Origin of the sequence: Albibacillus kandeliae (genome assembly GCF_003116585.1) — a bacterium.
GTDB classification, from domain to species: Bacteria; Pseudomonadota; Alphaproteobacteria; order Rhodobacterales; family Rhodobacteraceae; genus Albibacillus; species Albibacillus kandeliae.
In genome coordinates this window covers 258,529-276,461 of sequence record NZ_QEHM01000003.1, presented here as the reverse complement: position 1 = coordinate 276,461, position 17,933 = coordinate 258,529, and the positions used below count along the sequence as shown (strand labels likewise).

18 protein-coding genes are annotated in these 17,933 nt (G+C 66.7%); 9 read left to right on the top strand and 9 right to left on the bottom strand.

Annotated elements, in window-relative coordinates:
* Nucleotides 1-9 precede the first annotated feature (9 nt).
* A complete protein-coding gene (locus DDT93_RS07245) occupies nt 10-1,734 on the bottom strand; it encodes a heparinase II/III family protein (protein ID WP_109465141.1) in 1,725 nt (574 codons plus the stop codon).
* 168 nt (nt 1,735-1,902) lie between these two features.
* The gene (locus tag DDT93_RS07240) at nt 1,903-2,289 is read right to left on the bottom strand and encodes a hypothetical protein (RefSeq protein ID WP_109465140.1); all 387 of its coding nucleotides are present in this window, start codon (nt 2,287-2,289) and stop codon (nt 1,903-1,905) included.
* An 83-nt stretch (nt 2,290-2,372) separates the two neighbouring features.
* Here DDT93_RS07240 and DDT93_RS07235 point away from each other — a divergent pair, with 83 nt between their 5' ends.
* Entirely contained in the window at nt 2,373-3,104 is a 732-nt protein-coding gene (locus DDT93_RS07235; protein WP_109465139.1) for a Crp/Fnr family transcriptional regulator, read from the top strand.
* A 4-nt stretch (nt 3,105-3,108) separates the two neighbouring features.
* On the opposite strand, the gene DDT93_RS07230 is transcribed toward DDT93_RS07235, so the two are convergent.
* A complete protein-coding gene (locus tag DDT93_RS07230) occupies nt 3,109-4,374 on the bottom strand; it encodes an RsmB/NOP family class I SAM-dependent RNA methyltransferase (RefSeq protein WP_109465138.1) in 1,266 nt (421 codons plus the stop codon).
* 73 nt (nt 4,375-4,447) lie between these two features.
* On the opposite strand from DDT93_RS07230, the gene DDT93_RS07225 reads away from it, so the two are divergent.
* Nucleotides 4,448-4,630, top strand: coding sequence for a DUF1674 domain-containing protein (locus DDT93_RS07225; RefSeq protein ID WP_109465773.1), 183 nt, complete (start codon nt 4,448-4,450; stop codon nt 4,628-4,630).
* Nucleotides 4,631-4,760: 130 nt separating this feature from the next.
* Here the strand turns inward: DDT93_RS07225 and DDT93_RS07220 are convergent, their stop codons facing one another.
* Nucleotides 4,761-5,711: a class I SAM-dependent methyltransferase gene (locus DDT93_RS07220; protein ID WP_109465137.1), complete on the bottom strand. Its 951-nt coding sequence runs from the start codon at nt 5,709-5,711 to the stop codon at nt 4,761-4,763.
* Between the two features lie 236 nt (nt 5,712-5,947).
* Complete coding sequence (locus tag DDT93_RS07215; protein ID WP_109465136.1) at nt 5,948-6,655, bottom strand: YoaK family protein; 708 nt, start codon at nt 6,653-6,655, stop codon at nt 5,948-5,950.
* Nucleotides 6,656-6,992: 337 nt separating this feature from the next.
* On the opposite strand from DDT93_RS07215, the gene DDT93_RS07210 reads away from it, so the two are divergent.
* Together DDT93_RS07210 and DDT93_RS07205 are read left to right on the top strand one after the other, a co-directional pair.
* Complete coding sequence (locus DDT93_RS07210; RefSeq protein WP_109465772.1) at nt 6,993-7,301, top strand: ArsR/SmtB family transcription factor; 309 nt, start codon at nt 6,993-6,995, stop codon at nt 7,299-7,301.
* A complete protein-coding gene (locus DDT93_RS07205; protein WP_109465135.1) occupies nt 7,294-8,322 on the top strand; it encodes a permease in 1,029 nt (342 codons plus the stop codon). The genes DDT93_RS07210 and DDT93_RS07205 overlap by 8 nt, the downstream gene beginning before the upstream one ends.
* 54 nt (nt 8,323-8,376) lie before the next feature.
* On the opposite strand, the gene DDT93_RS07200 is transcribed toward DDT93_RS07205, so the two are convergent.
* The gene (locus tag DDT93_RS07200) at nt 8,377-8,982 is read right to left on the bottom strand and encodes a TetR/AcrR family transcriptional regulator (protein ID WP_109465134.1); all 606 of its coding nucleotides are present in this window, start codon (nt 8,980-8,982) and stop codon (nt 8,377-8,379) included.
* 174 nt (nt 8,983-9,156) lie between these two features.
* On the opposite strand from DDT93_RS07200, the gene DDT93_RS07195 reads away from it, so the two are divergent.
* On the top strand, nt 9,157-9,918 hold the full coding sequence (locus tag DDT93_RS07195) for an alpha/beta fold hydrolase (RefSeq protein WP_109465771.1): 762 nt from the start codon (nt 9,157-9,159) through the stop codon (nt 9,916-9,918).
* Nucleotides 9,919-10,021: 103 nt separating this feature from the next.
* Here DDT93_RS07195 and DDT93_RS07190 read toward each other — a convergent pair whose 3' ends face one another.
* Nucleotides 10,022-11,413: an aminotransferase family protein gene (locus tag DDT93_RS07190; RefSeq protein WP_109465133.1), complete on the bottom strand. Its 1,392-nt coding sequence runs from the start codon at nt 11,411-11,413 to the stop codon at nt 10,022-10,024.
* 417 nt (nt 11,414-11,830) lie between these two features.
* On the opposite strand from DDT93_RS07190, the gene DDT93_RS07185 reads away from it, so the two are divergent.
* From DDT93_RS07185 to DDT93_RS07170, 4 genes are all read left to right on the top strand, one after another.
* The gene (locus DDT93_RS07185; protein WP_109465132.1) at nt 11,831-12,820 is read left to right on the top strand and encodes a taurine ABC transporter substrate-binding protein; all 990 of its coding nucleotides are present in this window, start codon (nt 11,831-11,833) and stop codon (nt 12,818-12,820) included.
* 126 nt (nt 12,821-12,946) lie between these two features.
* On the top strand, nt 12,947-13,753 hold the full coding sequence (locus tag DDT93_RS07180) for a taurine ABC transporter ATP-binding protein (RefSeq protein ID WP_109465131.1): 807 nt from the start codon (nt 12,947-12,949) through the stop codon (nt 13,751-13,753).
* Entirely contained in the window at nt 13,750-15,018 is a 1,269-nt protein-coding gene (locus DDT93_RS07175) for an ABC transporter permease (RefSeq protein ID WP_109465130.1), read from the top strand. Before DDT93_RS07180 ends, DDT93_RS07175 begins: the two co-directional genes overlap by 4 nt.
* A gap of 239 nt (nt 15,019-15,257) precedes the next feature.
* The gene (locus tag DDT93_RS07170; RefSeq protein ID WP_109465129.1) at nt 15,258-16,820 is read left to right on the top strand and encodes an AMP-binding protein; all 1,563 of its coding nucleotides are present in this window, start codon (nt 15,258-15,260) and stop codon (nt 16,818-16,820) included.
* Here the strand turns inward: DDT93_RS07170 and DDT93_RS07165 are convergent.
* The gene (locus DDT93_RS07165) at nt 16,817-17,359 is read right to left on the bottom strand and encodes an AAA family ATPase (RefSeq protein WP_109465128.1); all 543 of its coding nucleotides are present in this window, start codon (nt 17,357-17,359) and stop codon (nt 16,817-16,819) included. The genes DDT93_RS07170 and DDT93_RS07165 overlap by 4 nt on opposite strands.
* 93 nt (nt 17,360-17,452) lie before the next feature.
* Complete coding sequence (locus DDT93_RS07160; protein WP_109465127.1) at nt 17,453-17,869, bottom strand: VOC family protein; 417 nt, start codon at nt 17,867-17,869, stop codon at nt 17,453-17,455.
* Nucleotides 17,870-17,933 lie beyond the last annotated feature (64 nt).

The following is a 17,933-nucleotide window of genomic DNA, read 5'->3' as shown; positions in this document are numbered from 1 at the left end:
GCGTTGAGCTCAGCCGCCGTAGTCCACCTCGTCCATGCGGACATCGCGGACGGCCACGGCGGTTTCGTGCGCCTTGGCCAGCGACCACCTGACCCGCGTCGCGTAATCGGTGGCGAGGCCCGACAGCACGATCTGGCGGCTGGCCCTCGGCTTGAGGCGGCCGTTCTCGAGGTAGACGCTCGGCTCCAGCGAGAGGGTGCAGGTGCCGTCGTGCCGGAACACCCAGATCTCGCCGCTCTTCAGCGCCATCGAGATGGCCGCGCCGCTCAGGTCCAGAGTGGCGTCGACCTCGGGGTGCAGGTGCAGGCGGATGTCAAAGCCGATGCCACGCAGCTTGGTCGCGTCCAGCGCCTTGTCGAACTTGCGCTTGTCCCCCGACTCCATCGCCAGCAGCATGTCCTCTCCCGCGAGCCCGCGCCCGTCGAAGGAGAGCTCCAGCGTGCGGGCATGGGTCAGCCCGAAGTGGCGGCGGTAACCGTCGTGCCCGCCCTGGAACCGCATGCCGTCCGAGATCTCGACGATCTCGACCGGAACGTCGGTCGGGGTCTCGGTCAGGGCCTCGGGGGCCTCGCCCTCGGCCACCGGCATCAGCCGACCGCTGGAGAACCCCTCGATGCAGAGCGTGGAGTGCGAGGGTGTCGCGCGCCCGGCCCGTCGCCATTCCCGGCCGAAGGACACGCCCGAGCCGCAGTTCACGATCAGCGGGCGCCGCCCCGAGGTCAGCTCGAAGGCCAGGGTGGAGGCATGGGCGTTCCACGAGGCACGGCCCTGCGGGGGCGGGCTGGCGTCGATCACCATGCTGGTGCGCCGCGCCGCGAGCCGGGCATAGCCCATCGAGAGCCCGGCGGTGGGGTGCGGCTTAACGTGGCTCGCCGCCAGCGCGTGATCCAGTCGCCCTTCGAGCCCCCGTCCGCCGCCATGGAACCGGGCAAGCCCGCCATCGGCATGGCGCAGCGCGCGCAGGGTCGGCGCGATGCGTTCGACCGCGGCGGTCTGCGCCTGTGGCGCGCCGCGCCCGGCCTCGTGCAGCGCGGCGATGGTCCAGGTCAGCAGGGTGAAGACGTCGAGCAGCTCCTCTGGGTTGCGCGTGGGCAGGCCGCCTTGGTCGTCGATGTGGTTGCGGCAATCCTGCGACAGCGCGCGGACCGCCGGATCGGCCAGCTCTTCCTTCCCCTCGAGCGAGAGCCCGGCATAGATCAGCCCGCAGAGCGCCTCGAACCGCGCGACGCCCGGCGCGGTGGCGTGCCAGCGCTTTGACAGGAACCACGTCTGGCGGGCGAGCGAGCGGTAGAAGGCATCCGATGCGGCCTTGTCCTGTCCGCGCAGCAGGAAGATCGCGTGGTTGATCCAGCGGATCACCCGACGCCCGGTCAGGTCCGGTGTCCAGCCGGGGCCGGTTCCGTTGCCATGCGCCTCGATCCAGCCCCAGACCCATTGCTGCGCCTTCTCGCGCGCGGCCTGATCGCCGACGGCGGCCAGATCGTCGAGCCAGGCAAAGCCCTGACGGTCGTTCTCGAAGGCGGCGGAGGGGGCGTCGACCTCCCAGAGGCCGGTGGTCGGGCTTTCGACGAGGTAGCCCGCGAAGAGGATGTTTCCGGCAACCAACTGGCGACCACGGGCAAAGCTGCCGATGGTGCGGGGTTCGGGCTGCGAGACGAAACCGACGGCGGCGCGCTGGCGGCGTGACAGGCGGGCATAGAGCCGGTTCAGGAACCGGGTCCACTTGGCCGACATGGTCCTGCCGCCTCCCTTACCGCCCGATTTCCGCATGCCGTCGCTCCGCTGCCCCTTACGCTCTGCCGGCGTTTTGGCGGCAGCATACATAGGGGCGGCGCGCAAGTCACCGATGTTTAGCCTGTTCTGAAGGGATTGGCGCCCTGTTCGCCTCACGCTGTGGCAGCCTTAGCCGCGCCGGGGCAGGGCCCCCCGGATCATCAGGTCGGTGAAGGGGCGGATCAGCATCCCCCAACCCCGGTCGCGGGCTGCCGTCTCGTCGTCCTCGCCCACGGTCAGGATGATCAGCGCGCCCCTGAGCGACAGAAGTTCGTGCAGCCCGGTCGCAAGGACCTGGCCGTACCGCATCTGCAGGAAGGCCGCGGTGATCGACGGTTCCTGTTCGAGGCTGATCGCGATATCGGCGGCGTCGCTCACGTGGATCGTTCTGCACGGCCCATCGGACCTGAGAGAGTCGACGATATCCTCGGCGATCAGCATATCCCGTTCCAGCACGAGAAAGACCGGCGCGACGGCTTGCGCCGTCGAGCCATGATTGTCTGTACGGCTTGGCATGACATCACTCGAATTTGCATCCTGTGTGGAACGAAAACCGCCCGGCCGCATTAAACTGTGACATGTTTGAGGGATTAATTGCGATGGCGATCAGCTGCAGAAACTGCCCGCTTCGGGACCATGCGATCTTTGAACCGATGACCGAGAGCGAAATCGAGTACATGCAGGAATTCAAGACCGGAGAGCTGGAAGTGCAGCCCGGTACGCTCCTGATGATGGAGGGCTCGAACTCGCCCCAACTGTTCACCCCGCTCGAAGGCATGGGCTTGCGTTACAAGACCTTGGAGGGTGGCGAGCGGCAGGTGATCAACTTTGTCATGCCCGGCGATTTCATCGGACTGCAGGCTGGCGTGATGAGCGAGATGCAGCATTCGGTGGAGGCCACGACGGCCATGCGCCTCTGCGTCTTCAACCGTCAGGCGGTCTGGTCGCTGTTCCGCGATCACCCCGCGCGCGCTTATGATCTGACATGGGTGGCGGCGGTCGAAGAGCACCTGCTGGGCGAGAACCTTGCCATCCTCGGGCAGATGGGCGGCATCGAGCGGGTGGCGCGCGCGCTGCTGCGGCTCTACGACCGCGCGCGGGCGATGAAGATGACCAAGGGCCGCGAGATGCCGCTGCCCTACAAGCAGCAGGACCTCGCGGATGCGCTAGGTCTGTCGCTGGTGCATACCAACAAGACGCTGAAGGCGCTGCGCGGGCAGGGCGTCATCGAGTGGAAGAAGGGCGTGCTGAAGGTGCTCGACTACGAGAAACTCTGCGAGGTGGCCGAGGTCGGGTCGGACCGCACCCCGATGACCCGCCCGCTGATCTGAGGGGTCAGCCGTCCTTGCGCAGGCAGGCGATGTAGAAGCCGTCCATGCCACCGCGTTCGGGCCAGTAGTCGGGGCGCAGCCGCAACCCGCCTTCCTCGGTCAGCCATGAGGGGTGTACCCCGGGCAGACCCAGTGCGGCGCGGTCGGCGCGCATGTCGGGGTGCATCTCCAGCGCTTCCTCGACCTGCACCTCGCCCTCGTCAGGCAGCAGCGAGCAGGTGCAATAGACCAGTCGCCCGCCGGGTTTCAGCAGGGTCCAGGCGTGGGCCAGCATCTGCGCCTGCAGTTCGATCAGGCTGCCGAACTCGGCGCCGTCCTTGGCGTGCGGCAGGTCCGGGTGACGCCGGATCGTGCCGGTCGCCGAACAGGGCGCGTCGAGAAGGATGGCATCGTAGAGCCCCTGCTGTTCGAGCGCGTCCCCGACGACTGTGGTGGCGGAGAGGGCGGTGCGGGCGAGGTTCTCCCTGACCCGTGCCATGCGCCCCTCGGAAATGTCGAGCGCAGTGACCTCGGCCCCGGCGACCGCCAGTTGCAGCGTCTTGCCGCCCGGTGCCGCGCAGAGGTCAAGGATGGTCTCGCCCGGACGGGGCGCGAGGATGCGGGCGGGCAGGGCAGCGGCGGCGTCCTGCACCCACCAGTCCCCTGCATCGAATCCCGGCAGCGCCGAGACCTGCGCCGATCCGGCGATGCGCAGCGATCCGGTCGGCAGCAACTCGGCGCCCGGAAGCTCCGGCTCGATGCCGGGCTTGAGCGTGATGTCGAGCGGGGCGCCTGCGAAGTGGGCCTTTTCCATCTCGGTGACGGGACCTGCGCCCCAGGCTTCGACCAGCGGGCTGCGCAGCCACTTGGGCAGGCGCGGGATGCGCAGGGCTTGCCATGCCTCCGGCCCCTGTGAGGCGACCTTGCGCAGGACGGCGTTGACCAGCCCCTTCAGCGCCCCGTGGCGCCGGTTGCTGCCGACGATTTCGACCATCGCGTTGACCACGCCATGCGCGGCCTCGCCGTGGCACAGTTCGACCGTGCCCAGACGCAAGGCGTTGCGCACGGTCAGCGGCGGGGCCTTGCGCAGGTGGCGCTGCAACAGGCGGTCGGCCCGTTCGAGGCCGCGCAGGGTCTCGGTGGCAAGGCGCTGCGCGCGGGCGCGGTCCTGCGGCGCGAGCCGTTCCAGTGCACCGGCGGCGAGGCACTCGGACAGGAGACGCTGCTCGCCCAGCACCTGGTCGAGAAGGTAAATCGCGCTGCGTCTCGCGTCTGTTGTGGTGTCGCTCACCTTTGATCCCTCGCGGCTTGTACCCTGCGGACAGGGGCGTATATCAGGGGGGATCAGCCAAAGGAAGCCGATGATGAGCGAGTCCGAGCGTAAAGACCTGCCCCCCGCCGCGATCCGCGCGCTGGCCGAGGCCGAGGAACGCCGCAAGGCAGCGGCGAAAGCCGAGCCCCTGCCGAAGGAACTCGGCGGCCGCGACGGGCCCGAACCGGTGCGCTACGGCGACTGGGAGAAGAAGGGCCTGGCCATCGATTTCTGAGGGCGGGCCGGGCGCTCCTCACTGACGGGTTAACCTTCTGTTAGCCGTTTCGCGCGCGAAACATTTTCGGGCTAACTTATTGAATTATAATCCCTGTTAGCCAGTTATTAACCACGCCGGGTCGCCCCGGTCAGGCGACCTTCTTCCAGATCTCGGCGGTATCCGACACCCTGCGGGTCTGGGGATAGAGGTCGAGGTCATAGGGCAACGGCGCGATGATGTAGGCCCCCTGGTCCATCGTCTCGACCATGCGGGCCTCCAGCCGTTCCTGCAGTTCCATGTCCGAGAAGGGGCGGAAGGAATAGACCACGTCGTAGCCGCCGTAGTCCTGTTCCAGCGCGTCGCCCACGAAAAGCTCGGTCTCGAGTCCCAGCCGATGCCCGCGCTCGATGAGGTCGGGGTTTATGTCAAAACCCGAGACCGACTCGAAATTCACGATGCGGGACTCGCGGGCGATGATCAGGTTGCGCCCCGGGCCGCTTCCGATCTCGAGGTACCGGACGGGTCTGTAGCGCTCGTCCGGCACGTCGAAGTCCGGATCGGCGGCCAGCAGGCGGTCCAGTTCGACCATGAAATTCAGGAACCGCGGCAGATCCAGCGTGATGTAGCCGTGGCTCCCCTTGGGCGTTTCGAACCCGACGTCCGGCACCGCGCCGCTCGCCCGCATCGGCCAGCCGTCATAGATCAGCCGGTTGACCACCCGGCACAGCCCGGCCTCGCGCGTCTGCCGGATGTCGTCGGTGGTGCTTTGCGCGGCAAGGCGGCTGGCATAGAGGTCCGAAATCTCGGCAAAGACCGCCTTTTCGCGGGCATAGCCTTTGCGCTCCTGCCCCAGTTGAGCGAGTTGCTTGTCGAGCGCGCGGCGGTGCACCGACAGCCGGGCGCCGAGCGAGTTCATCGCGGCGCGGTCCTTCGGATCCCACTTGGTCTCGTGCGTTTTCACGAGGTCGAGCAGTTTTTTGAGGGCGGCGTCATGCTTGGTCTGGGTGGCCTGCACCCCTTCGAGTGCCCTGTCGAATGTCTCTGCCGACTCGTCCAGCCGCATGGCGGCGCGCAGAAATGTACGGGTTACGCTATCCATCGAAAAAATCCCTGGTTCAAAAATGCCGGTGATGACCACTGTAGTCCGAGCAGGGAGGCAGGGGGTACCGCAAGTTCGGGCGGGACGTCGGGGGATGGAGAAAGGGCGTTAAGCCAGACACTTGCGGCGCGGGTATCGGGTACGATGTCACTGGATGGGGCGGCAGGTTCGACGCCTTGCGGGGCAACATTCGATTCGGAGGGTGCGTTAAAGCAACGCCTGAACCCTGCTAAGGATCAGAGCGGCGGCTGCATCCGGCGGCTGCGCACGGCGTCGGGGAGGGCCATCGCCAGAAGGATGGTGCCCGCGACGATGAACAGCCATCCGCCGATGCGCCAGTAGAGCAGCGTTCCGGTCAGGCCGCCGAGCACGAAACAGGCAAGGGTCAGGCTGTGCAGCTTCAGCTTTGGCAGCGCGTCACGCTTCGTGGAGGCATCCCCCGCGGTCGCGGCAAGCTCTATACCGATGTCCGTTGCCATCCCCGAGACATGGGTGGTTCTGACCTTCGCCCCCGAGATCATCGTGGTGACCGCGTTCTGCACGCCCATGATGCCGCTCAGCACGACCAGCAGGAACAGGCCGCGCGAACCGTCTGTCGGGGGATGGAAGAACAGGCCGAGCGCGAGCAGCGCCAGGCCCTCGGCCACGATCACCGCGGCATAGATCGAGCGCACCTTGCGGGCCTGACCGATCTGGACGACGAGGGCGGCGCAGGTGGCCCCCAAGATGAAGGTCACGACCAGCCCCGCGAAGGTTAGGGCCGCCAGAACGTCGCCGCTGACCAGAAGGTCGGCGAACATCGACACGTTTCCCGTCATGTTCGCGGTGAAGGACCCGGCGATCAGGAACCCGACGGCGTTCAGCGCCCCGGCGACCGACGAGAGCATCCCGGCGAGGCGCAGGTCGACACGGGCCGTGCGTTCCTCACCAACGCGGATCAGCATGCGCTGGGCCCGACGCTGCGGCTGCGGGTCAGGATCGGGTGTCGGCCAGCGGCTTGCGCCCTATGTCGAAAGTCTGGTGTCATCCGGTTCGTGCCGTGCGTTCCAACTGTCCTCAATCCCATGCAAACCTGACGGGTCCGGCGCGCAAGAGTCCAGTGACCAATCGTCGCCGGAAAACGGGCAGGGTGGTGTTTTTGGGGCGCCCGGGGCCAAAGGTGCGCCGATTGGGGAGGGGAGAGTGCGGGTCGCCACCGTCAGCATCTTCCCTGCTCGCGGGAGGACGTTGACCGCGCCCACGAATCCATATAACTAGAAATGTAGTTATATGGAGGTCGGCATGTGGGAAGAGGCGGCTCAGGGGTTTGCGGCGATGGGGTCCGAGGCGCGGTTGCAGGTGCTTCGCATCCTCGTGCGCGCCGGTGACGAAGGGCTCTCGGTTGGCGAGATACAGGAGCGGACCGGCATCGCGCCCTCGACTTTGGCGCACCACCTGAGGTTCCTCGCCGCGGGCGGGCTGATCCGGCAGGAGAAGATCGGGCGCACGGTGGTGAACCGGGCGGACTACCAGCATCTGCGGCAGCTTGCGGGGTTCATCCTCGACCAGTGCTGCGCCGACAGCCAGAGAAAGGCCGCCAACAATGGCTGATGTGTCCCAGTCCCGCAAACCCGGCCTGCCGCTGCACCGGCTCAAATCGCCGTGGACCGTCGTTGTAGCGGTTCTCGCACTGGTGGCGGTGTTCGACCCGGGCAACCTTGTCGCGACGGTGCGCTTCGCCGGGGCGGCCCTGCTGCACACTTCGGTCTACATCCTTTTCGCGGTGCTGCTGCTGGCCGGGCTCAAGGCCACCGGCGCCGACGTGCTGGTGACCCGCGCCTTTCAGGGGCGGGAGTGGCGGATGATCGTGCTTGCCGCGCTTTTCGGCGGGCTGGCGCCCTTCTGTTCCTGCGAGGTTATCCCCTTCATCGCCGGGCTGCTGGCGCTGGGCGCACCGCTTTCGGCGGTCATGGCCTTCTGGCTGTCCTCGCCGCTGATCGACCCGCCGACGCTGCTGATCACCGCCGGGGCGCTGGGCTGGCCCTTTGCCATCGCCAAGGCGGTGGCGGCGGTGGGCCTCGGCCTCTTCGGCGGCGTGGTGGTCAAGGCGCTCATGGTCGGGGGCGGCCTGTCGGAACCGCTGCGCGTCTACCAGCGCAAGGGCTGCTGCGGGGCGGGACCAAAGGCCGGTGACACGCCGGTCTGGCGGTTCTGGACCGATCCCGCCCGCCGCGCCGTGTTCCGCGAAGAGGCGGTCGGGAACGGGGTGTTCCTGCTGAAGTGGCTGGCGCTGGCCTACGTGCTGGAGGCGGTGCTGGTGGCTTACGTGCCCGCCGAGGCCATCGCGGCGGTCGTCGGTGGCGAGGGGCTGGGCGCCATCGTGGTCTCGGCGCTGGTCGGCATGCCCGCCTACCTGAACTCCTATGTCGCGCCGCCGCTGCTGTCGGGGCTGATGGAGCAGGGGATGAGTTCGGGCGCGGCCATGGCCTTCATGATCGCCGGGGCGGTCAGTTCGGTGCCCGCGATGGCGGCGGTCTGGTCGCTGGTCAAGCCGCGGGTCTTCACGCTCTATCTCGCTTTGGGGCTGACGGGCGCGGTGCTGGCGGGGGTGGTGTTCCAGGCGTTGGTCTGAGGGCTTCCATAGCCGCGGGAGGCCCCGGCGCGGGGCCGGGGCGGGCTGGCCGGGTCAGGGTTTCAATGCGTGGCGGGTGGCCTGTGTGGCCTCTTCGATGATCGCGCTGACCTGTTCCAACTGGGGTGCCGCGATCAGCTGCAGCGCGATACCGCGCAGGAGGCCGACGAGGAACACGGCCATAGCCTCGGGGTCTGCGTCCGCGCGCACGGAACCGTCGGACATCCCCTCCCGGATCTTGTCGGCAAGCAGGAGCCGGAAGCGCGCGTCCTGCTTGGCATAGAGCGGCATCAGGACGGGATCGGCGGAAATCGCCTCGCCCCACATCTGCAGGAAGGCCCGTGCCGCCGGACGCCGCGCCGTGATGTTCTGAAGATAGGCCCGCACCGTGTCTGTCAGCCAGGCGCCCGCGTTCTCGCGCGGCCCCGGGACATCGAAGGTCTGCGCCTCGCGCATCACCGCGCGCAGGAGGTTCTCTCGGTTGCCGAAGTGGTGGGTGACGATGCCCCGGCTGTAGCCGGCGGCCTCGCCGACCTTGGCCAGGGTCAACCCCCGCGATCCGCGTTCGGCAATCAGGGCCGTCGCGGCGGCGACGACCTTGCGTTCGGTCTGCTCGCGGCGCTCTTGCTGCGTGCGGCGGGCGGAAGGCTGATCGGGCATCAGTGCAATTCGGGTTTCGGGTCAAGGACGTGCAGGCGGCGGCGCCCGCAGGATCCGTCAGTAGCAGATAGGGCCGCGCGCGCAAACGGTCGCGATGGGGGTGGGTTGGCGCTTGTGAATCCGCCGACTTATGTTACTTGTGTGCTAACAAGCAAGTTTATGAAAGGCAGCGTCATGTCGCGCACTCCCCTTGTCCTCGTCCACGGTAATCCAGAATCCTCCATCATCTGGGGGCCGCTCATCGGAGAGCTTGGCCGCCCCGATGCGATCGCCCTGTCTCCGCCGGGCTTTGGCGTTCCTGCGCCGCGCGATTTCGCTCCGTCGCCGTCAGCCTATCGTGACTGGTTGTCATCCCAGCTTGAACTGTTCGGCCAGCCCGTCGATCTGGTGGGGCACGACTGGGGCGGGATCCACGTGGCGCTGGTGGCGTCGAGCCGTCCTGACCTTGTGCGCAGCTGGGCGTCGGATGCGCTCGGCGTCTTCGCGCCGGACTACGAATGGCATGCGCGGGCGCAGAGATGGCAGCAGGACGGCGACGGGGAAGCCTCGGTACGGGAGATCTACGGCGGCGACAGGGAGCAACGCGCGGCTGTCATGTCGGCGCTTGGCATTACCGGCCGGATGGCAGAACGGGTGGCGGCGGGCCTCGATGACGAGATGGGGCAAACCGTGCTGAAGCTGTTACGGGCGGCACGACAGCCGGTGATGTCGGACCTGGGCAAGGCCCTGTCCTGGGCTGCGGACCGTCCGGGCCTTGCGCTGATTGCTGTCGACGATTTCGGACGCGCTAGCGGGACTGTGGAGCAACACGAATGGGGCGCGCAGAGGTCGGGCGCGCAGATGTCGCACCTGGAGGGCGTGGGGCACTGGTGGCCGGAAGAAACGCCCGGGCCGGTCGCAACGGCGCTGAGGGGTTTCTGGGCGCGGCTGTCCTAGGTGACAGAGGGCCCGCGCAGGAGACCGTGCGCTGGATGCGGTGCCGATGAAAAAGGCCCCGGCATGATGCCGGGGCCCCTTTTGATTGCCGTGAGAGGCAGTCTTATCCGAAGACTTTGGTCAGCGCGTTGTCGGTCGCGGTGATGATCCGGTCGATGTCGTCCTTGGTGGCGATCAGCGCGGGCGAGTAGCACAGCGTGTTGTTGTAACCCGGCACCGAGCGGTTGGTGACGCCGATGATGACACCCTGTGCGCCGCAGTCGGCGACCACCTTCTGGGCCAGCTTCTCGTCCACCGGGGTGCGGCTGTCGCGGTCCGAAACCAGTTCGGCGCCGAGGAACAGGCCCTTGCCGCGCACCTGGCCGATGACCTTGTGCTTGTCGGCGAGGCCGTGCAGCTGGTCGAGCATGTAGTCGCCCATCTTCACGGTGTTCTCGAGCAGACCCTCGTCCTCGATGATGCGCATGTTTTCCAGCGCCGCAGCGGGGCCGGCGGTGCAGCCGCCAAAGGTCGAGATGTCGCGGAAGTAGTCCATCGGATCGTCGGCGTTCGATTTGAACATGTCGAACACGCGCTCGGTGGTGACGCAGCAGGCGATCGCCGCGTAGCCCGAGGCGACGCCCTTGGCCATGGTCACGAAGTCGGGCTCGATGCCGTAGTGCTGGTAGCCGAACCAGGTGCCGGTCCGGCCCACGCCGCAGACGACCTCGTCGATGTGCAGCAGGATGTCGTACTTGCGGCAGATCTCCTGGACCTTCTGCCAGTAGCCTTCCGGCGGGGTGATGACGCCGCCGCCAGCCGTCACCGGCTCGAGGCAGAGGCCGCCCACGGTGTCCGGACCCTCGGCGAGGATCACCTTCTCGATCTGCTCGGCCGCCCACTCGCCGTAGTTTTCGAGCGGCGCACCTTCCTGTTCGAAGGCACGGTACTCGAGGCAGTGCGGAACCTTGACGAAGCCCGGAGCGAAAGGACCGTAGAGAGCGTTGCGCTCGTCCTGGCCGCCGGCGGACAGGGCGCCGATGGTGGTGCCGTGGTAGTCACGGTCCCGGTAGAGGATCTTGTGCTTCTTGCCGCCGTACTTCTTGTGCGCGATCTGGCGGATCATCTTGAACGCCTTCTCGTTCGCTTCCGAGCCGGAGTTCGTGTAGTAGACCCGGCTCATGCCCGGCATCTTCTCGATCAGCTTTTCCGAGAACAGGGCGCCCGGGATCGAGCCGCCGGAACCGGCGAAGTAGTTGATCTTGATGAGCTGGTCGCGCACCGCGTTGGCGATGCTCTCGCGGCCGTAGCCGACGTTCACCGTCCAGACGCCGCCCGAGACGGCATCGAGGAATTCCTTACCGTTCTGATCCCAGACGGTCATGTTCTTGCCCTCGACGATGATTCGGGGCTCGCCGGTTTCGAACGGCTTGTGCTGGGTCAGGTGGTGCCACACGTGGGCCTTGTCGGCCGCGACGACGTGGGAGATATCGTTTTCAATGAACTTGCCTTCCATGACAGGTCCTTTCTAGTTCCGGTGAAACGCGAGGAGGGGACGCAGAGCTTTCGCTGCAGGCGTCCTTGCTGTTCAGGACATCAGCGCGAAAACATGGCGCTTTATAGGGCCAGTTTGTTGCCGCTACTATATCCAAAATGCGCTCAGGGGCGAGATTCCGACCCTCTCCGAATGGGGTAGCGCCATGAAAAGAAACGGAAAGAGCGCCGCCGAAGGGGGCCTTTGCCGGGGGAAGAGACCCGGTTTCGTGGGCATGATGCCAGAAAAAACATTGATCGGTCAGGGGAATTCGGCTCGGATCATGAGCGTACGAACGGCGGAGGGCGCTCTGCCTTTGCCGTCTGACGCCAAGAAGCGGAACACCGCTCGCGACACTTCAAGAGGGCCGCTTTGACGCGGCATACCAGGGAGACAGAGATGAAAAAGACATTGAAACTGATGAGCACGGCGGCCGCCTTGGCCCTGGGCGCCGGTCCGGCGCTGGCCGACATTACGGTCGGTTACTTCCTCGAATGGCCGATGCCCTTCGAGTACGCCAAGGTGAAGGGCCTCTACGACGAGGCGCTGGGCGAGACGGTGAACTGGGTCAGTTTCGACACCGGCACCGCGATGAGCGCGGCAATGGCCTCGGGCGACGTGCAGATCAGCGTCAGCCAGGGCGTTCCGCCCTTCGTGGTCGCGGCGAGCGCCGGGCAGGATCTCCAGATCCTCGACGTGGCGGTGAGCTATTCCGACAACGACAACTGCGTGGTGGCAAGCGGGCTCGAGATCGACAAGGACTCGGCCTCTGAACTGGCGGGCAAGAAGGTCGCCGTTCCGCTGGGCACCGCCGCGCACTACGGCTTCCTCAAGCAGATGGCGCATTTCGGCGTCGCGCTCGACAGCCTCGAAATCGTCGACATGGCTCCGCCCGACGGCGCGGCAGCCATCGCGCAGGGTGCGGTCGACATGGCCTGCGGCTGGGGCGGCGCGCTGCGCCGCATGAAGGAGCACGGCAACGTGCTGCTGACTGGCGCCGAGAAGGAAGAACTGGGCATTCTCGTCTTCGACGTCACCTCGGCCCCGGCAGGCTGGGCCGCAGAGAATGGCGACACCGTGGCCAAGTTCCTGAAGGTGACCGCCGACGCCAACGCCATGTGGGCGGACGAGGCCAACCATGCCGAAATGCTGCCGGTCATCGCCAAGGACGCGGGCATGGACGAGCAGGCGACGATGGAAACCATCTCGACCTTCGTCTTCCCGACCGTCGAGGACCAGCTGAGCGCCAAGTGGCTTGGCGGCGGGGCGCAGGAGTTCATGAAGGGCGTGGCGGATGTCTTCGTCGAGGCGGGCAGCATCAGCGCCGCCAAGGACTCCTATGACAACGCGGTCAACACCGGCCCGCTCAAGGCCGCTTCCGAGATGTAAACCCCAAGGGTCGGACGGCGTGCCGTCCGACCCGTCGATCGCGCAAAAGTTTCTGAAAACTTTTGGCAAGACTTCCGGCGAAGTCTTGCGTCGGCCTATTCATTTCTGACTGCGAGGGCGAGATCCATGTCCGGACTCGAGATCGAGAATATTTCCATGCGCTTCGACCTGCCGAACGGCACGTCGGTGCAGGCGCTCAAGAACGTGTCGCTGAACCTCAAGGCCGGTCAGTTGCTGAGCGTGCTGGGGCCGTCGGGGTGCGGCAAGACCACCTTGCTGAACATTGTCGCGGGGTTCCTTGCTCCGACCGAGGGGCGCATCGTGCTCAACGGGCACGAGGTGCGCGGCCCCGACGCCGAGCGCGGCATGGTGTTCCAGCAGGGCGCCCTGTTCGAGTGGATGAGCGTGCGTGACAACGTCGGTTTCGGCCCCCGGATGAAGGGCATGGCGAAGGCCGACAAGGACAAGATCGTGAACCACCTGCTCGACGTGGTGGGCTTGCGCGACTTCAAGGAAAAGGCGGTTTACGAGCTGTCCGGCGGGATGCAGCAGCGGGTCGCGCTGGCGCGCTGCCTTGCCAACGAACCCGACGTGATCCTGATGGACGAGCCGCTGGGTGCGCTGGACGCGCTGACCCGCGAGAAGATGCAGAGCCTCGTGCTGAAGCTGTGGAAGGAGACGGGCAAGACCATCATCCTGATCACCCACTCGGTCGAGGAGGCGTTGTTGCTGGGCGAGAGGCTGCTGGTGATGGCGCCGCGACCGGGCCGCATCCACAAGGAATACCGCCTGCCCTTTGCCGAGATGGGCGTGGGCGAGGACCTGCGCGAGGTTAAGAAGCACCCCGAGTTCGCACGGACGCGCGAGGAGATCCTCGGGATGATCTGGGACATGGAGGAAGAGATCATGGGCCGTCAGGAGGCAGGCGCATGATTGTCCTGCTGATCTATGTCGCCGTCTTCGTCGTCTCTTTCTTCGTGGTGATGAAGCTGATCAAGCCCGGCGCGCGCAAGGATTTCACCTCGCTCAAGACCGTGACCTTCGGCGACGAGAGCGCGGTGCGTTCGAACCGAACCGCCTCGGTCATTTCGATCCTGACCCTGTTCCTGCTGTGGGGCATGTTCACCGGCTCGGCGCTGTTGCCGAAGTTCCTGCATGCGCCCGGCCCCTTCGAGGGTCTGGCGCGGTTCGACTATACCGCCGAGGCGCCGGGGCGGGAGCCCGCCACGGCGACGGTCACGGTGCTGGTGCATCCGATCGAGCAGGAGGCCAAGGCGCCGGAGGTCGAGGCGGGCGACGGCTGGGCCAAGAACGACAGCGCCACCGTGGGCATGTGGCGGTCGGGCCTGATCCAGGTCGACCGCAATGACGAGGTGACCAAGGCGGACGGCGCCAAGGTCGTCGCGGTCAACGGTCAGCCGATCGTGCCGGGCGGAGAGGTGATCACCGACTTTGGCCGCGTCGGCATGAGCCAGAAGGGTACGCTCAACTTCGAGCCCAAGAAGGGCTGGCAGATGGAGCCGATCTGGCTGCCCGCGCCTGAGGCGGTGATGGCGCGCCTGATCGACATCGCGCAGGAGGGCTTTCGCGGCTCGACCCTGTGGCAGCACCTCGGCTGGTCGCTGTTCCGGGTGATCGCGGGCTTCTTCTTTGGCGCGCTGGTGGGCATTCCGCTGGGCTATGCAATGGGGCTGTCGGACTGGTTCCGGGGGTGGTTCGACCCGATCGTGGAATTCATGCGCCCGGTTCCGCCGCTGGCCCTGATCCCGCTGGTGATCATCTGGGCGGGCATCGGCGAGGCGGGCAAGATCATCCTGCTGTTCCTTGCGGCGCTTTGGATCATGGCCATCGCCGCGCGTTCTGGGGTGTCGGGGGTCAAGATATCCAAGGTGCACGCCGCCTATTCGCTGGGGGCGAGCAAGGCGCAGATCATGCGCTACGTGATCATCCCGAACTCACTGCCCGATATCTTCACCGGCGCGCGGGTGGCGATGGGGGTCTGCTGGGGCACCGTGGTCGCCGCCGAACTGGTCGCCGCCGAGAAGGGGGCGGGCATGATGATCATGGTCGCGTCGAAGTTCCAGAACACCGACATCGTGATCATGGGTATCATCCTGATCGGCATCATCGGCTTCGGCATCGACATGCTGATGCGCTGGGCCGAGCGCGTGCTGGTACCGTGGAAGGGCAAGGGCTGACCTTAGCCCGACGGGCCACATCAAGCCCCGATCCAGAGGGAAAGCACGGACCCCGCCGACTCGCCTGTCGGCGGGGTCCGGTGCGTCTGGGGCGGTGCCCGGACGGTGCCGACGGGCAAAGGGGCGCCGGTTCCCCGGATTTTGGCGATCCTCCGGAAATGCCGCGCTGAATCGACGCTTACAAAGTTCTTTTGGGCGCGGGATTTGGCGGTGTAGGCTTCGCTCGGGAGGAGAAACACATGAACATCTACAAGAGCACGTTTCCTGACGTCGCGCTGACCGACAAGACCATCACGCAGCGCGTCTTCGAGGGGATCGACCCGGAGGCGACGATCCTGATCGACGGGCCGACCGGGCGCAAGCTGACCGGGGCGCAGTTCATCGGGGCGGTGAAATCGCTGGCCGGCGGGCTGACCGCGCGGGGCTGGGGCGCGGGCAAGGTGGTTGCGCTGATGGCGCCGAACCTGCCGGAGTATTGCGTCACCTTTCACGCCTCTGCCTGGGCTGGCGGCACGGTGACCACGATCAACCCGACCTACACGGCGCACGAGGTGAACCATCAGCTGAAGGATGCCGGGGCCGATGTGCTGGTGACCATCGCGATGTTCGCCGACACTGCGCGCGAGGCAATCAAGGGCACCAAGGTGGAACAGATCGTCGTCATCGGCGAGGCGCCCGAGGGCATGATCCCGCTGACCGATCTGATGGGCACGCCGCTGGCCGAGCAGGTGCCGGTGGACGTGGCCGAACACGTGGTGGCGCTGCCCTATTCCTCGGGGACGACCGGCCTGCCCAAGGGCGTGATGCTGACCCATCGCAACCTCGTGGTGAACATCGACCAGTGCCTTGTGCCCGCCGACGTGACGCGGGGCGAGATGACCATCGCCTTTCTGCCCTTCTTTCACATCTACGGGCTGGAGGTGCTGCAGAACATCTATCTCGCCGCAGGCGGCGGGCTGGTGACCATGCCGCGCTTCGACCTCGAGATGTTCCTGAAGCTGATCGTCGAGTACCAGACGCCGCGGCTGTGGATCGTGCCACCGGTGGCGCTGGCGCTGGCCAAGCATCCGCTGGTGGACCAGTTCGACCTGAGCTGCGTGACCCAGGCCAACTCGGGCGCCGCGCCGCTGGGCGGGGACGTCGCGGATGCGATGGGTCGCCGCCTCGGTGCCTCGGCGGTGCAGGGCTACGGCATGACCGAGTTGTCGCCGGTCAGCCATGTCTCGGCCTTCGGTAAGGGCAAGACCGGCGCCTCAGGCGTGACGGTGTCGAATACCGAGTGCCGGATCATGAAGGTCGACACGCTGGAAGATGCCGCGCCGGGCGAGGACGGAGAGCTGTGGGTCCGCGGGCCGCAGGTGATGAAGGGCTATATCAACAACCCCAAGGCCACGGCGGATACCATCGTCGAGGGCGGTTGGCTGCGTACCGGTGACATCGGGCATTTCGACGACGAGGGCTTCCTGTTCATCACCGACCGCCTGAAGGAGCTGGTGAAGTACAAGGGCTTCCAGGTGGCGCCTGCCGAGTTGGAGGCGGAACTGGTCACTCACCCGGCCATCGCCGACGCCGCCGTAATCGGCAAGCCGGATGACGAGGCGGGCGAACTGCCGATGGCCTTTATCGTGGCGGCTGCGGGGCAGGCCGCGCCGAGCCTTGGCGACGTGCAGAGCTATCTCGAGGACCGGCTGGCGCACTACAAGCAGGTGCGCATCCTCGAAGTGGTGGACGAGATTCCGAAATCGGCCTCCGGCAAGATCCTGCGCCGCGTGTTGCGCGACCGGGTCAAGGGCGCGGCCTAGCCGCCAGACAGCTGTGCCATCACGATGTCGGCCCGTGCGCCGACATCGAGGCGGGGCAGGTCCACGATCTGGTAGCCGAGGCCGCCATAGGCCTCGGCCATCGCCCTGCTGGTCGCCTCGGCCTCGGCGGGCGTCTGCTTGCGCTCGGCATCGCCGGTGAAGATCTCCGGCCAGAACGGGGCAAGCATCACCCGCCGGTGATAGCGCAACGCGCCTGCCGCGCGGTCGAGCGCCCGGGGGACGGTCAGGCCGCAGAGCCGGCAATAGCCCAGCACGTCGGGAATGCCCCGGTCGAAGATCACCGGCCCGGTGAGCGCCTCGGCGGTGTGCCAGGCCGCGATATCGCGTTCCAGCATCAGCAGGGCATAGGCCGCACGGTCGGCCCAGGGGAGGGCGCTGCCGCCCAGCCGAGTCTGTTCCCGGATGATTGTGCGGCCGGATTCGGGCACGGTGTGGACGCCCCTGCGGGCGAGTTCGGCGATCAGGCTGGTCTTGCCCGCACCGGGGCCGCCGGTCACGACGTGGAAACGGTCACTCATGAGAACTCCTCGGGTTTCAGTGGAACAGGGCGGCGGCGACCAGCACGCCGGGGGCGAGGATCGCATCCGTGAGATTCGGGGGTGGAGGAGGTGCTAGTCGTCCCGCCCCGGTTCGTCGGGGTTGCTGGAGAAGAGGGCTATCTTGTTGCCCTGCGGGTCGCGCAGGTAACCGACGTAGAAACGCGGGCCGTAGGCGGCACGGAATCCCGGCTGCCCCTCGTCCGAGCCCCCCGCGGCCAGCGCGGCAGCGTGCAGATCGCGTACCTGTTGCTGGTTGCGCAGCTGGAAGGCCACCATGGCCCCGTTGCCCGCCGAGGCCGGGCGCCCGTCGAAGGTGGGCTTGACGTAGAAGTCCGGCAGGGTGGGGGACTGGCCCGGTTGCGGGGGCAGGGTAAAGCTCAGGCCCTCGGGACCTTCCTCCAGAGTGTAGCCGAGGGCGGGGAGGATGGCCGAATAGAACCGCTTTGCGCGTGCGATGTCATCCGTACCGACCGTGACATAGGCGATCATGCTTGGCGTCTCTTCCCGGTTGACCTGCTGTTCAGGAGGCTGCCCGGATGTTGTAGGCCGCCGG

Coding starts and splice junctions, on each gene's coding strand:
- DDT93_RS07245 (WP_109465141.1), bottom strand. CDS start 1,734: ATGTCGGCCAAGTGGACCCGGTTCCTGAACCGGCTCTATGCCCGCCTG.
- DDT93_RS07240 (WP_109465140.1), bottom strand. CDS start 2,289: ATGCCAAGCCGTACAGACAATCATGGCTCGACGGCGCAAGCCGTCGCG.
- DDT93_RS07235 (WP_109465139.1), top strand. CDS start 2,373: ATGGCGATCAGCTGCAGAAACTGCCCGCTTCGGGACCATGCGATCTTT.
- DDT93_RS07225 (WP_109465773.1), top strand. CDS start 4,448: ATGAGCGAGTCCGAGCGTAAAGACCTGCCCCCCGCCGCGATCCGCGCG.
- DDT93_RS07220 (WP_109465137.1), bottom strand. CDS start 5,711: ATGGATAGCGTAACCCGTACATTTCTGCGCGCCGCCATGCGGCTGGAC.
- DDT93_RS07215 (WP_109465136.1), bottom strand. CDS start 6,655: ATGCTGATCCGCGTTGGTGAGGAACGCACGGCCCGTGTCGACCTGCGC.
- DDT93_RS07210 (WP_109465772.1), top strand. CDS start 6,993: ATGTGGGAAGAGGCGGCTCAGGGGTTTGCGGCGATGGGGTCCGAGGCG.
- DDT93_RS07205 (WP_109465135.1), top strand. CDS start 7,294: ATGGCTGATGTGTCCCAGTCCCGCAAACCCGGCCTGCCGCTGCACCGG.
- DDT93_RS07200 (WP_109465134.1), bottom strand. CDS start 8,982: ATGCCCGATCAGCCTTCCGCCCGCCGCACGCAGCAAGAGCGCCGCGAG.
- DDT93_RS07195 (WP_109465771.1), top strand. CDS start 9,157: ATGTCGCGCACTCCCCTTGTCCTCGTCCACGGTAATCCAGAATCCTCC.
- DDT93_RS07190 (WP_109465133.1), bottom strand. CDS start 11,413: ATGGAAGGCAAGTTCATTGAAAACGATATCTCCCACGTCGTCGCGGCC.
- DDT93_RS07185 (WP_109465132.1), top strand. CDS start 11,831: ATGAAAAAGACATTGAAACTGATGAGCACGGCGGCCGCCTTGGCCCTG.
- DDT93_RS07180 (WP_109465131.1), top strand. CDS start 12,947: ATGTCCGGACTCGAGATCGAGAATATTTCCATGCGCTTCGACCTGCCG.
- DDT93_RS07175 (WP_109465130.1), top strand. CDS start 13,750: ATGATTGTCCTGCTGATCTATGTCGCCGTCTTCGTCGTCTCTTTCTTC.
- DDT93_RS07170 (WP_109465129.1), top strand. CDS start 15,258: ATGAACATCTACAAGAGCACGTTTCCTGACGTCGCGCTGACCGACAAG.
- DDT93_RS07165 (WP_109465128.1), bottom strand. CDS start 17,359: ATGAGTGACCGTTTCCACGTCGTGACCGGCGGCCCCGGTGCGGGCAAG.
- DDT93_RS07160 (WP_109465127.1), bottom strand. CDS start 17,869: ATGATCGCCTATGTCACGGTCGGTACGGATGACATCGCACGCGCAAAG.